Genomic DNA, 12,270 nt, shown 5'->3' on the forward strand with positions numbered 1-12,270 from the left:
CCTTTTGAGCGACCGTTTCCTCCCTCCACCGTGGGACTGTACGACCGCTATCTCGCGCTCAGGCAGCGGCTCCACGACGGCGACCCGCCCGCCCACGTCGCCCTCGTGCTCACCGAGCGCGACCTGCTGGAGCAGGGGGCGTACGACCGACTCGAACGCGTCCTGCGCTGGGCCTTCGAGTACGGCGCCGACCGCGTCACCGTCTCGGTGAGCGTCCTCGACGAGGCGGTGGTGCCGACGCTGGAGCGCGAACTGCGTTCCATCGACGCGCCGCGTCCGCTCGCCGTCCGCGGCCCCGACGACACGGAACCCGTCGCCGCGCCCGTCCAAGTGAACGTCGGCCTCGGCGGCAAAGGCGAGTTCGCCGCCGCCGTCCGGTCGCTCGCCGAGGCGGTCGACGAGGGTCGCGTCGACCCGGAGGACGTCGACGAGACGGACGTCGAGGACCGACTCGTCTTCCCGGACGAACCCGACCTGCTGATCAAGACGGGCGCCGAACGGCTCTCGGATTTCATGATCTGGCAGTCCGTCTACTCCGAACTGTACTTCACCGACGTGAACTGGCGGGACCTGCGAAAGCGCGACTACCTCCGGGCGGTCATCGATTACCAGAACCGCCAGCGGAGGTTTGGACGCTGAGCGCGAGCGAAGCGTCCAAACGTCGAGGGACGAGCGGTGGCGAGTCCCTCGTTCGGTCGATAGACCGAATCACGTCGACACGTCCCCGACCTCGATCCGTCCCTGCAGTTCCCGCTTCGACGCGGGGCTGATCGCGATGCCGGCCGCGTCGAGACGCGCCTTGATCTCGCGGGCGTAGGCCGATCGGACGGCGAGGACGTCCTGCCGTCGCGGGTCGTCGAGCCAGTAGTGGACCCGGAGCACGACGGCGTCGCCGCCGAACTCGTCGACGTAGGCCTTCGGCGTCGGCTCCCCTTCGATCCCTTCGACGGCCGTCGTCGCCGCGGTGAGGGTGTCGAGGGCGTCGCCCACGTCGGCCTCGTACGCGATGCCGACGCGTTCGACGATCCGGCGGCGCTTCCGGCCGTACGGGCGGGTGATCGCCTGCCCGGTGAGGGTCGTGTTCGGCACCGTGATGAGTTCGCCGTCGGGGGTGAGCACGCGCGTCACGCGGAGCGTGATGGACTGGACCGTCCCTTCCCCGTCCGTCCACTCGATGTAGTTGCCGACGTTGAACTCGGAGTCGGCGACGAGGACGAGGCCGCTGACGATGGAGCCGATGACCGTCTGTCCGGCCACGCCGACGGCGAGCGTCCCGGCGGCGATGACGAGCGCGGAGTCGCCGACTAGGTCGCCGTAGCCCGCAAAGCCGGCCGCGGCGAAGAAGGCGACCACGAGCGAGAGCAGGCGGACGTACCGCGAGACCGCCTCCCTGATCGTCGGGTTGTTCCGGTTGCGCCGCTCGACGTACCGCGCGATCAGCGGTTCGACGACGAACCAGCCGACGAGGGTGACGACGACGAACCCCACCAGAAACCAGGCGCCACGGACGAGGAGTGGACGGTAGTCGGCAAGTCCTCCCGGCCCGACGACCGGTGGCGGCGTGGTCGTCACCTGTGCGATGACGGACATGTGCGGCGATCACGGGCCGACGGTACAAAGCTACCGCCGTCGTCGCGCCCGCACGATCGACCCGTGCTCCGGCGACCGGATCGCTCCGGACGGTGTCACTCGGCGGTTCGATCCTGCCGGTCGAGTTCGGCCGCCACCTGCTCGGCGCCGCCGTGAGGGAGCTTCTCGCGGAGACGCCCGACTACCTCGCGGGTCTCGACGAGCGAGGAGCCGGCGACCGCACGGACCAGCGCGACCGCCCGCTCGGTGCGGGTGTGTCGCCACGACGCCTCGCGGGATTCGTAGGTCCGGATCGCCCGCAGGAAGTCCACCTTCGAGAACTCCGGCCAGTAGGGCGCACAGAAGAAGACGGCGGCCTCGTTGCCGTTGGCGTGCCAGGGCAGGAAGTTGCTCGTGCGCTCGGCACCGCCCGTGCGGACGATCAGGTCGACGTCGCGGACGGGACGGGCGTACAGGCGCCGTTCGATCTCCGCGACGTCGACGTCGGCGGGATCGAGACAGCCCTCGTCGACCGCCGCGAGCGTGTCGCGGGCGGCCCCGAGCAGTTCCGCCCGGCCCCCGTACGCCACCGCGACGTTCAGCCGGAATCGGTCGTAGTCCTCGGTCCGTCGCTCGGCGTAGGCGACCGCCTCGCGGACGCGCTCGGGCAGGCGATCGATTTCGCCGAGCGCCCGGATGCACACCCGGTTCTCGTGGACGCCCTCGGCGTCGGCGAACTCCCGGAGTTTCGACTCGATCAGGTCGAACAGGTGTTCGCGCTCCGCCTGCGGTCGGTCGAAGTTCTCCGTCGAGAAGGCATAGAGCGTGAGCTCCTCGACCCCGAGGTCCTGACACCAGCGGAGCACCTGCTCGGTCGTCCGGGAGCCCTCGCGGTGGCCGGCGGTGGCCTCGTCGCCCCGTTCGCGGGCGTACCGTCGGTTGCCATCCATGATGATGGCGACGTGGTCCGGGCCGTCGCCGATATCGCGACGGAGGAGCCGCTCGTAAGCGCGGTCGAGCCAGTTCCGGACCCGCGAATGCATGGTCGGTCCGACGGCGCCGACCGGTATGGATCTTTTGACATTCCGGGTCGGGCGCGTGGCCCCGTGACGACAACCCCTATTAGCCTCGGGCGCCTCCCCTCCGACGATGAGCGACCCGTCCGCCCCGGCGGTCGAGGGGGTCGAGTTCGACCACGTCCCGGCGACCGACCAGCACTTCGAGAACGCGCTGGCGAAGGCCCGAGACGGCGTCCGACTCACCGTCGCCGACGGGGTGGAACTCCTGACGACCGGCACCGACCGTGAAGGGATCGATCCCGCCCGCAAGGAGGCGGTTCTGGAGGCGGCCGACCGCCGACGCGCCGAGATGGTCGGCGACGACGTCACCTTCGTCGCCAACCTCAACAACAACGTCACGACGGCCTGTGACACGGGCTGTCTGTTCTGTAACTTCAAGGATCGCGCGTCGGCGTTCGAAGCCGACGCAGACGAGGACCACGGCGGGTTCACGAAGACGCCGTCCGAATCCCGGGAGGCGGTCGCCGAGGCCGTCGAACTGGGGATCTCCGAGGTGTGCTCGGTCAGCGGCCTCCACCCCGCCTTCGCCCTCGATGCCGACCACCGCGAACTGCTCGAATCCGCCGCGGATCCCGAGGCGGTGAACTACCGCCCACCCGAGGCGTACACCACCTCGCCGGGCACCTACGCCGAGCAGATCCGCGCGATGTCCGTCGACGGCGTCCACGTCCACTCGATAACCCCTGAAGAGGCCTACCACGCCCGCCGCGGCACGGACTGGTCCTACGAGGACGTCTACCGGCGACTCCGGGACGCCGGCCTCGACAGCGCGCCCGGCACCGCCGCCGAAATCCTCGTCGACGAGGTACGCGAGGTGATCTGTCCGGGCAAGATGGACACGGGGGAGTGGCTGGACGCGATGGAGGGGGCGATGGCCGCCGGCCTCCCTGTCACCGCGACGATCATGTACGGACACGTCGAAAACGAGATGCACCGCGCCCTGCACCTGAAGCGGGTGCGCGACCTGCAGGACCGAACGGGCGGCATCACGGAGTTCGTCCCCCTCTCGTTCATTCACCAGCGGACGCCGCTCTACGAGCAGGGGCTCGTCGACGGCGGCGCGACCGACGCCGAGGACGAACTCATGATCGCGGTCTCCAGGCTCTTTCTCGACAACGTCGAGAACATCCAGACTTCGTGGGTGAAGTTCGGCGACGCGAAGTCGCTGAAGACCCTCTCCTGTGGTGCCAACGACTTCATGGGGACGCTGCTCTCCGAAGAGATCACCAAACGCGCCGGCGGCGACTACGGCGAGTTCCGCTCGGTCGCCGACTACGTCGACATGGTGACGGCGATCGGCCGCCGGCCGGTCGAGCGCTCGACCGACTACGAGCGACGGCGGCCGATCGACCCCGACGAGGCCCCACACGGCCCCCGCCTCGGCCCGCACGCCGACGGGACGCCGATGCTCGGTGGATCGGCGCCCACGGCGGACGACTGACATGATGGCGACGACCCACGCGGCCGTCGGCCTCCTGCTCGCGTTGCCGCTGACGGTCCTGGCGCCGGAACTGGCACCGGCCGCGGCGCTCGCCGCGATGATCGGCGGGATCTTCCCGGATTTGGACCTCGTGGCCGGGATCCACCGCCGGACCCTCCATTTCCCCGACTACTACTGGCTCGGCGCGGTTCCGGCGCTCGCCGCGGCCGCCCTGGCGCCCGGTACCGCGACCGTCGCGGCCGCCTGGTTTCTCCTCTCGGCGGCCGTCCACTCCGTCAGCGACGTCTTCGGTGCGGGGACGGAGGCCCGCCCGTGGGAGCGAACCTCCGCGGAGGCGGTCTATCTCCACTCCCGGAGTCGGTGGATCGCGCCACGGTACTGGGTTCGCTACGACGGCGCGCCCGAGGATTACCTGCTCACGGTCTGCCTGCTCGCGCCCGGCCTCGTCACCTTCGGGCCGACGGTCCGGCGCGTCGCCCTCGCGCTCATCGCCGTCGGCGGCGCCTACACGCTCGTCAGAAAGCACCTGCCGGCCGTCGAGGAGCGGTTACTGTAGGGCGCGATACCGGCGGCCGGCGTCGTCGTCCGCACGGAGCGCCTCCCTGATCGCGGGGCGGAGCCACTCCCGGTCGACCTCGCTCTCGGCCGGCGTGACCGCCCCGCATCGGTACGCCGCCGGCAGGTACCGGTCGTGTGTCGGCAGCCGTTCGCGGAGGGGGACGCCCGCCTCCGCCGCGAGCGCCGACAGTTCCTCGACCGCCGGCCACGCGTAGTCGGGGTTGATGTAGTCGTCGGTGACCGGCGAGACGCCGCCCAGATCGTCGACGCCACAGTCGAGCAGGTCGCGGGTCGGCGCGAGGTTCGGCGGCACCTGCACGGACACCTCGGAGGGGAGGGCGACCCGCGCCATCGCCACCGTCTCGCGCATGGTCGGGACGCCCGGCCGGTCGAAATCCGAGCGCTCGTTGGGCACGACCGGCTGGACGATCACCTCCTGGACGTGGTCGTAGCGGTCGTGGAGTTCGCGGATCGCCAGCAGGCTCTCCGCCCGGTCGCGCCGCGACTCGCCGATGCCGACGAGGATCCCGGTGGTGAAGGGGACGGCCACCTCGCCCGCGGCACGGATCGTCCCCAGGCGGCGCTCGGGGGTCTTCCGTCGCGCCCCCGCGTGGGCGTCGACGTCGGCCGTCGTCTCCAGCATCACCCCCATGCTGGCGTTGACCTCGGCGAGCCGGTCCAGTTCGTCGGCGCGCAGGTCGCCGGGGTTGCTGTGTGGGAGCAAGCCCACGTCGAGGGCCATCTCGCAGGCGTCGTAGAGGTAGTCGAGGACGGTTTCGTACCCCCAGTCGTCGAGTTGGTCGTGGACGGCCGTGTACCGCTCGTCCGGGGCGTCGCCGAAGGTGAAGAGTGCCTCGGTGCAGCCGGCTTCGGCGCCGAAGTGGAGTTGCTCACGGATCGCCTCGGGCGGCATCAGGGTGGCCTCGCCGGGCACGTCGTAGAAGGTACAGTACGTGCAGGTGTACCGGCAGGCGGTCGTCAACGGCAGGAAGACGTTCCGGGCGAAGGTGAGTTCCGGCGCCGGGTCGACGTCGGCCGGCGTCACGGCGAGCAGGTCGTCGACGGCGTCGGCGTCGACCAGCGCGTCGGGATCAACCCGCTCGTCGTCGGTCTCGGGAGCCCGTGACATGGCCTCCGCTCGTCGCCCGACGATAAAAAACCCTCACGGTGTGGAGGGAAAACCTATATCGGGACCGGCCGACCAGTGGCGACATGGACGCCGTCGATCACATCAACCTCGACGTGGACGACCTCGACGCCGCGTACGCCTTCTACCGCGACGTCCTCGACCTCGACCTCCTGCGCCCGCCGGAGGAGTTCAAGGGGGAACACGTCATGTTCGAAACCGACGGAGGGACGGTCGTCACGCTCGTCGAGACGGGGCGCGGCGAGCGGTGGGACGACCGGGGACTCGATCACCCGCTCGACAAGGCTCACGTCGCCTTCGAGACCGACCGCGAGACCTACGCGTCGCTGATGGACCACCTCGACGGCCAGTTTCCGAACCAAGGTCCCTACGACTGGGGCGAGTTCGAGGGGTTCTACTTCCTCGATCCGTCGGGGAACCTGCTCGAAATCGTCACTTACGACCCCGCGCCCGCGGACCGGGAGCGGTCCCTGATGGACCACGACGACGTCGAATAGGGCCGGTCGTCTTCGACACGCGCTCCGTCGAACCGGTCCCGAAGAGTACTACTCGTCTTCGACACGCGCTCCGTCGAACCGGTCCCGAAGAGTACTACTCGTCTTCGACACGCGCTCCGTCGAACCGGTCCCGAAGAGTACTACTCGTCTTCGACACGCGCTCCGTCGAACCGGTCCCGAAGAGTACTACTCGTCTTCGACACGCGCTTCGACACCCGCCAGATCCTCGATCACCTGCATCACGCCGGAGTTGTCGTCCTTGCCGCGCCCGGTCTCGACCATCGACTTGTACATCTCGTGAACGAGTTCGGTCTGGGGCATCGGCGCCCCGTACGCCTCGCCGGCGTCGGTGGCGATCCGGAGGTCCTTGTACTGGTAGTCGGCGAAGAACCCGGGTTCGAAGTCGCCCTGAATCATGCTCGGGGCGCGGTTGTCGAGCGTCCAGCAGCCGGCGGCGCCGCCGCTGATGGCGTCGACGACCGCCTCCAGGTCCGCACCGGCCTTGTAGGCGAACACGAGCGCCTCGCTGACGGCCTCCATCGTCCCCGCGACGACGATCTGGTTGCACGCCTTGGTGACCTGTCCGGCGCCGTTGTCGCCGCAGTAGGTGATCGTCTCGCCCATGACCTCGAGGATGGGGCGACACTCCTCCAGGATTTCCTCGTCGCCGCCGACCATGATCGAGAGCGACGCCTCGATGGCGCCCTCTTCCCCGCCGCTGATCGGCGCGTCGAGCATCCGGGCGCCCCGGTCGCGGACCTCCGCGGCGAGTTCCTCCGTCACGATCGGCGAGATGGTCGAGTTGTCGATCACCACGTCGCCCTCGCTCAGGCCGGCGAGCACGCCGTCCTCCTTGCGCATGACCTCCGCGACGACGTCGTGGTCGGGGAGACACATGATCGTCACGTCGGCGCGTTCGGCCGCTTCCTTCGGCGTCTCGGCCGCCTCGCCGCCGGCGGCGACGTGTTCGTCGACCGGTTCCTGCGACCGGTTGTGCCCGATCACGGTGTAGCCCGCATCGAGCAGGTTCTTCGCCATCGGTCCGCCCATGATCCCCAGTCCGACGAACGCGATCGTCTCGTCTGCCATGTGGGTTTCACTCACCTCGCCCGACATAAATGAGTCGGATGTGAGCACTCCGCGCGGCACGCGATTGATGGGCGTCGGCGTCGAACCGGAGGGTATGACAGCCGACACACCGACCGACTGCGGACCGGCCGACGACGCACCCGAACGCCGCCTGGGCCGGCGCCTCCGGGAGCGCGACGAGACCCTCGCCGTCGCCGAATCCCTCACCGGCGGGCTCGTCGGCTCGCGACTGACCGACGTCCCCGGATCGAGCGAGCACTTCGACCGGGGCGTGGTGGCCTACTCGAACGACGCCAAACTGACCGACCTCGGGGTGAGCCGGGAGTCGCTCGACGACCACGGCGCCGTCTCCGCGCCCGTCGCCCGCGAGATGGCACAGGGCGTCCGCGACACGGCGGGGACGGACTGGGGTGTCTCGACCACCGGTATCGCCGGCCCCGACGGCGGCACCGACCAGAAACCCGTCGGCCTCCTCTTCGTCGGCGTCGCCCACGCCGCCCCCTGGGGGAGCGGCGACTCCTTCGTCCGCGCCGAACGCCACGTCGTCGACGGCGACCGCTGGGCGGTCAAATCCGAGAGCGCTCGGCGAGCCCTCCTAGCCCCGCTGGCCGCGATGGGCTAGTTCGTCGTCACCAGCTCGACCACGTCGCGGTCGTCGAGTTCGTGGCTCCCGCCGATCTGCCGCGACGAGCGGCAGTCGATACCGTGGAGCAGCCCCTCGCCCAGGTCCGAGTGGATGTGGTGGGCGAAATCCGCCGTGGTCGACCCCTCGGGCAGGAGGAAACAGTCGCGGAAGGTTCCCTTCTCGCTCGTCGACCCGTCGTCGCTCCCCGGGAACACCGCGATGAGGTCGAGCGCGTCGAACAGCGCCGTCTCCAGCGACGCCTGTACGCCCGTGCCGCCGTACTCGGCGAGCAGGTCGCCGATCCGCTCCAAGCCCTCGGCCTGTTCGTCACTCGGCTCGCCCGTCACGTCGAAGTCGTCGTCGCCCGGCCGGTAGTCGATCGTTCCCGCTTCGTCGGCGGCCTTCAGGGCCTTCTCCGCGTGGGCGCTCGCCGGCACGACGGTGAGGTGGTCGTAGTCGGGGTCGTTCCGGACCGCCTCGAAGTTCGCCGCCGCCGCGGGGTCGTCGATCTTGTTCGCCGCGATCACGATGGGTTTGGTACGCTTGCGGATCTCCCGGGCCAGCGACTCGCGGTCCGTCCCGTCCCACGTCCCGGGGTCGAGTTCGAGCCCCAACGAGAGGATCACTTGCTTGATCTCGTCCTCGTTCGTCCGGAAGGCGCTCATCTGCTCGGCCAGGTCCGCCTCGATGGCCGCGTCGGCGCCGTGGTATTTCGTCTCGAACCGCTCGATTCCCTTCTCCAATATCTCCAGGTACCACTGGTCGAGCTCCGCCTCCAGGAAGTCGATGTCGTCGCGCGGGTCGTGACCCTCGGTGGGTTCGCCCTCGCTGTCGGTCTTCCCCGAGAAGTCGACGACGTGGACCAGGACGTCCGTCTCGTTGAGGTCGCTCAGGAACTGGTTGCCGAGGCCCTTCCCCTCGTGGGCGCCGGGGATGAGGCCGGCGACGTCGACGAGTTGCACCGGGACGAACCGCGTGCCGTCGTCGCAGTAGCCGACGCTCGGGGTGCAGGTCTCGCCGAACTCCGGGGCCGCACAGTCGACGCGGGCGTAGGCCTCTCCGACGCTCGGGTCGATTGTCGTGAACGGATACGCCCCCTCGGGCACGTCGTTCATCGTCGCCGCGTTGAAGAACGTCGACTTGCCCACGGAGGGCTTGCCGACGAGTCCGATGGCGTAGCTCATGCCCCCAGTCCGCGACGGCGGGGCAAAAACGCCGCCATCCCGCCGCAGTCCGACAGTCAGTCACTCACACGACACACGACTCGCCGGGCGCGGACGACCGCCCCAGTTATGTCGCCGGCGCACCGAACGCGGGTATGACCGACGACTCCGAGGCGCCGGCCGACACCTTCGGCGTCAGCATCGGCGTCGACGACGACGCCCTCCGGTTTCTCGTCCACGTCCCCTCGAACCTCACGGCCCCCTGGGACGACCGCGACGCCTTCCAGCGACTCGTCGAGGAGGCCGTCTGGGAGCGACTCGATCGGGAGCGAACGCTCGGGGCGGTCGGTCGGGTCGCCGACGCGGGCGAACGCGTCGAACTCGGAACGGTGACGCTGACGCCCGACGGAACCGTCGTCGACCACGACCTCTCCCTGCCCGAGACGTGACTTTCGAGGAGCTCCGGACGGCCGCCATCGACCGCGCGCTCGTCGGCGACGATCCGGAACCCGCCCTCGCCCTCGCCGGCGTCGTCGATGCCGCAACCCCCGACGACGACGGTGACACGAGCGAACGGCCCGTCGATCCACTCGCCGCTACACTCCTGGCCATCGGATCGCTCGCGGCCGAGCGCGACCGCTCGCTCGACGAACGGGCGTGGGTTCCGGGCACCGACGCCGACCCGTTCGTCCTCGCCGGCGCGGCCGCCGCCGTCCGCTCGCGAAACCTGTCGCTCGACCGGGCCGCCGACCTCGCGAACTGCTCGCCGGCGACGCTCGACGCCGCCCTCGACGACCGAACGGAGGAGTGATCGCGTCAGTTACCGGCCGTTGCCGCCGGCGTTGCCGTTGCCGCCAGCGTTGCCGTTCCCGCCGGCGTTGCCATTACCGTTACCGCCGTCATCGTCGTCATCGGCCTCGTCGTCTGCCTCGTTGGCTTCGTCCTCGCTCTCTTCTTCGTCCTCGCTCTCGCTCTCTTCTTCGTCCTCGCTCTCGCTCTCTTCTTCGTCCTCGCTCTCGCTCTCTTCTTCGTCTTCGCTCTCTTCTTCGTCTTCGCTCTCCTCTTCGTCCGATTCGTCTTCGCTCTCCTCTTCGTCCGATTCGTCTTCGCTCTCCTCTTCGTCCGATTCGTCTTCGCTCTCCTCTTCGTCCGATTCGTCTTCGCTCTCCTCTTCGTCCGATTCGTCTTCGCTCTCGTCGTCCTCACCATCGGACTGACCCGGGGCCGATCCGGAGTTGCCCGGCGCGTCGTCCGATTCGTTCCCGTCGGACTGATCCGGAGCCGATCCGGAGTTGCCCGGCGTCTCGGTGGGCGGACCGGCGGGGACGATCCGGGACTCGTTGCCCTCGTCGTCGGTCTCGTTCCCGTCGTCATCCTCGTCCGCGCCCCGATCCGGGCCAGCGTCGGCCGGCGGACCCGCGCTCTCCGGCGGACCGCGTTCGCTGGCGTTGTCGGAGGGGTTGTTGTTCGTCACGAACTCCGAGACCTGCTGTCCGAGCGGGCCGCTGAAGCCCGACCCCTTCAGCGCGTCGACGAACGCCGAGACGACCTGCCCGAACGGGCCGGTCGACTCCGGCGGCGACAGTTCGGTCGTCGTCGTGGCCGACTCGCCGCCCTCCGTCGCGGTGACCGTCACCGTCACGTTCTCCGACGGCGCGGGCAACACGACGGTCCCGCTCTCGCCGGTCTCGTACTCGCCGGCGCCGGCGTAGGTGCCGTTATCCGTGGCCGTCACCTCGACCGTCGCGTTCGCGACCGGTTCGCCGAGCCGACCGACCGACACGGTCACCGTCCCGTCGTCGGCCTGGTTCACGCCCACCGCGAGCGTCTCGACCGGCTGGACGACCACCGACGTCGACGCCGTGTCGTTGTCGGCCGTCGCCGTGATCGTCAGTTCGACCGGCTCCGACGGGTTGGCAAGCGCGACCGTCCCGTTCGCGTCGGTCGTGTACTCGCCCGCGTCGGCGTACGTCGCGTTCGCAGTCACGTTCACCGTCGCGTTCTCCACCGTTTCGGTCCCGCGCGTGACCGTCACGAGGACCGACCCGTCGTCGGCGCCCGTCACGGACGCGTCGAGGGAAGGATCGAGCGTCGCGGCCGTCGTCGCCGTCTCACCGCCGGCCCTCGCCTCCACGGAGACCGTCACCGGCTCCTCGGGCGCAGGCAGGGACACCGTCCCGTTCGCGTCGGTCGTGTACTCGCCCGCACCTGCGTACGTCTCGTTGCCGTCGGCGGTCACGTTCACCGTCGCGTTCTCGACCGTGTCGTTCCCGCGCGTGACCGTCACGACCGACGAGCCGTCGTCCGCCTCCGCGACGCTCACGTCGAGGACGGGATCGAGATCGGCCGTCGTCGTCGCGTTCGCGCCCTCATAGGTCGCCTCCACGGAGACCGTCACCGACTCGTCCGGTTCGGGCAGCGACACCGTTCCGTTCGCGTCGGTCGTGTACTCGCCGGTCCCCGCGTACGTTCCGTTCTCCGTCGTCACGTTCACCGTCGCGTTCTCGACGGCCGTTCCGTTACTCGTGACCGTCACCGTCGCGTCGCCCGTCTCTTCGTCCTGTGTCACGTCGACGGACAGCGACCCCGACTGTGCCGCCACCGCGGCCGGGGCCACCGCCGACACCAGCAACACGACTGCCATCAGTATCGCACCGGTTCGTTGCGTGTTCATTCCGTCCGATCGGTGTACCCCCACCCCGTTAAATCGGGACAGCGCTGAACCCCGGTTTGGCCGGGTTTACGCGGTTTCACGCCGATTAAATCGGGTTTAATTCGTCCGACGGAACCCGAACCGCGTGGCGGTCGCTGGTCGACGTATGAAAGACGGCGAGCGACGGTGCCGTCGCTCGCCAACGTGAGTATGAGTGGTGAGGCGGCGAATCGGCACTCCCAGAGGGTCGCCCACTCCAGTACTGCCCGATACGCAGGCGGGCTTAACGTCCGTGTTCGGGATGGGTACGGGTGTTTCCCCGCCGCTCTGGCCGCCTTCATGCCGACCGACGGAATCGAACCGTCGCGATGCCAATGCCGGTAGGGTCCAACCGTATGTACGTGCGATCCAGTTAGCGCCTGGACCCGACGGTCAAATCGAATCGGGTC

13 protein-coding genes and 1 rRNA gene are annotated in these 12,270 nt (G+C 69.3%); 7 read left to right on the forward strand and 7 right to left on the reverse strand.

What is annotated here, in order from left to right; genetic code table 11:
- Window positions 1-30 precede the first annotated feature (30 nt).
- Window positions 31-639 (forward strand): undecaprenyl diphosphate synthase family protein, encoded by a 609-nt coding sequence (locus tag NO364_RS12785; protein WP_157690466.1) that lies wholly within the window; start codon window positions 31-33, stop codon window positions 637-639.
- A 69-nt stretch (window positions 640-708) separates the two neighbouring features.
- On the opposite strand, the gene NO364_RS12790 is transcribed toward NO364_RS12785, so the two are convergent.
- Both NO364_RS12790 and uppS read right to left on the reverse strand, forming a co-directional pair.
- Entirely contained in the window at window positions 709-1,590 is an 882-nt protein-coding gene (locus NO364_RS12790) for a mechanosensitive ion channel family protein (RefSeq protein ID WP_157690465.1), read from the reverse strand.
- Window positions 1,591-1,685: 95 nt separating this feature from the next.
- Window positions 1,686-2,612: a polyprenyl diphosphate synthase gene (gene uppS, locus NO364_RS12795; RefSeq protein WP_157690464.1), complete on the reverse strand. Its 927-nt coding sequence runs from the start codon at window positions 2,610-2,612 to the stop codon at window positions 1,686-1,688.
- Between the two features lie 106 nt (window positions 2,613-2,718).
- On the opposite strand from uppS, the gene cofH reads away from it, so the two are divergent.
- Together cofH and NO364_RS12805 are read left to right on the forward strand one after the other, a co-directional pair.
- A complete protein-coding gene (gene cofH, locus NO364_RS12800) occupies window positions 2,719-4,089 on the forward strand; it encodes a 7,8-didemethyl-8-hydroxy-5-deazariboflavin synthase subunit CofH (protein WP_157690463.1) in 1,371 nt (456 codons plus the stop codon).
- 4 nt (window positions 4,090-4,093) lie between these two features.
- Window positions 4,094-4,645 carry a metal-dependent hydrolase gene (locus tag NO364_RS12805; protein WP_425491993.1) on the forward strand — a complete coding sequence of 184 codons (552 nt, stop codon included), beginning with the start codon at window positions 4,094-4,096 and terminating at the stop codon, window positions 4,643-4,645.
- Here NO364_RS12805 and cofG read toward each other — a convergent pair.
- A complete protein-coding gene (gene cofG, locus NO364_RS12810) occupies window positions 4,637-5,776 on the reverse strand; it encodes a 7,8-didemethyl-8-hydroxy-5-deazariboflavin synthase subunit CofG (protein WP_257627705.1) in 1,140 nt (379 codons plus the stop codon). The two genes, NO364_RS12805 and cofG, sit on opposite strands and share 9 nt — an antisense overlap.
- Before the next feature lie 83 nt (window positions 5,777-5,859).
- Here cofG and NO364_RS12815 point away from each other — a divergent pair, with 83 nt between their 5' ends.
- Window positions 5,860-6,291 carry a VOC family protein gene (locus tag NO364_RS12815; RefSeq protein WP_157690461.1) on the forward strand — a complete coding sequence of 144 codons (432 nt, stop codon included), beginning with the start codon at window positions 5,860-5,862 and terminating at the stop codon, window positions 6,289-6,291.
- Between the two features lie 186 nt (window positions 6,292-6,477).
- Here the strand turns inward: NO364_RS12815 and NO364_RS12820 are convergent, their stop codons facing one another.
- Entirely contained in the window at window positions 6,478-7,407 is a 930-nt protein-coding gene (locus NO364_RS12820) for an NAD(P)-dependent oxidoreductase (RefSeq protein ID WP_157691248.1), read from the reverse strand.
- A gap of 67 nt (window positions 7,408-7,474) precedes the next feature.
- Here NO364_RS12820 and NO364_RS12825 point away from each other — a divergent pair, with 67 nt between their 5' ends.
- Entirely contained in the window at window positions 7,475-8,002 is a 528-nt protein-coding gene (locus tag NO364_RS12825) for a CinA family protein (protein WP_157690460.1), read from the forward strand.
- Here NO364_RS12825 and NO364_RS12830 read toward each other — a convergent pair.
- On the reverse strand, window positions 7,999-9,189 hold the full coding sequence (locus tag NO364_RS12830) for a redox-regulated ATPase YchF (protein WP_257627706.1): 1,191 nt from the start codon (window positions 9,187-9,189) through the stop codon (window positions 7,999-8,001). The two genes, NO364_RS12825 and NO364_RS12830, sit on opposite strands and share 4 nt — an antisense overlap.
- A 134-nt stretch (window positions 9,190-9,323) precedes the next feature.
- On the opposite strand from NO364_RS12830, the gene NO364_RS12835 reads away from it, so the two are divergent.
- Both NO364_RS12835 and NO364_RS12840 read left to right on the forward strand, forming a co-directional pair.
- On the forward strand, window positions 9,324-9,617 hold the full coding sequence (locus NO364_RS12835; protein ID WP_157690458.1) for a DUF8124 family protein: 294 nt from the start codon (window positions 9,324-9,326) through the stop codon (window positions 9,615-9,617).
- Complete coding sequence (locus tag NO364_RS12840) at window positions 9,614-9,979, forward strand: hypothetical protein (protein ID WP_157690457.1); 366 nt, start codon at window positions 9,614-9,616, stop codon at window positions 9,977-9,979. Before NO364_RS12835 ends, NO364_RS12840 begins: the two co-directional genes overlap by 4 nt.
- Window positions 9,980-9,988: 9 nt before the next feature.
- Here the strand turns inward: NO364_RS12840 and NO364_RS12845 are convergent, their stop codons facing one another.
- Window positions 9,989-11,842 carry a hypothetical protein gene (locus NO364_RS12845; protein ID WP_257627707.1) on the reverse strand — a complete coding sequence of 618 codons (1,854 nt, stop codon included), beginning with the start codon at window positions 11,840-11,842 and terminating at the stop codon, window positions 9,989-9,991.
- 196 nt (window positions 11,843-12,038) lie between these two features.
- Window positions 12,039-12,160: ribosomal RNA gene (gene rrf / locus NO364_RS12850) — 5S ribosomal RNA — on the reverse strand.
- Window positions 12,161-12,270: the final 110 nt, after the last annotated feature.

Origin of the sequence: Haloplanus salinarum, from assembly GCF_024498175.1 — an archaeon.
GTDB lineage: Archaea > Halobacteriota > Halobacteria > Halobacteriales > Haloferacaceae > Haloplanus > Haloplanus salinarum.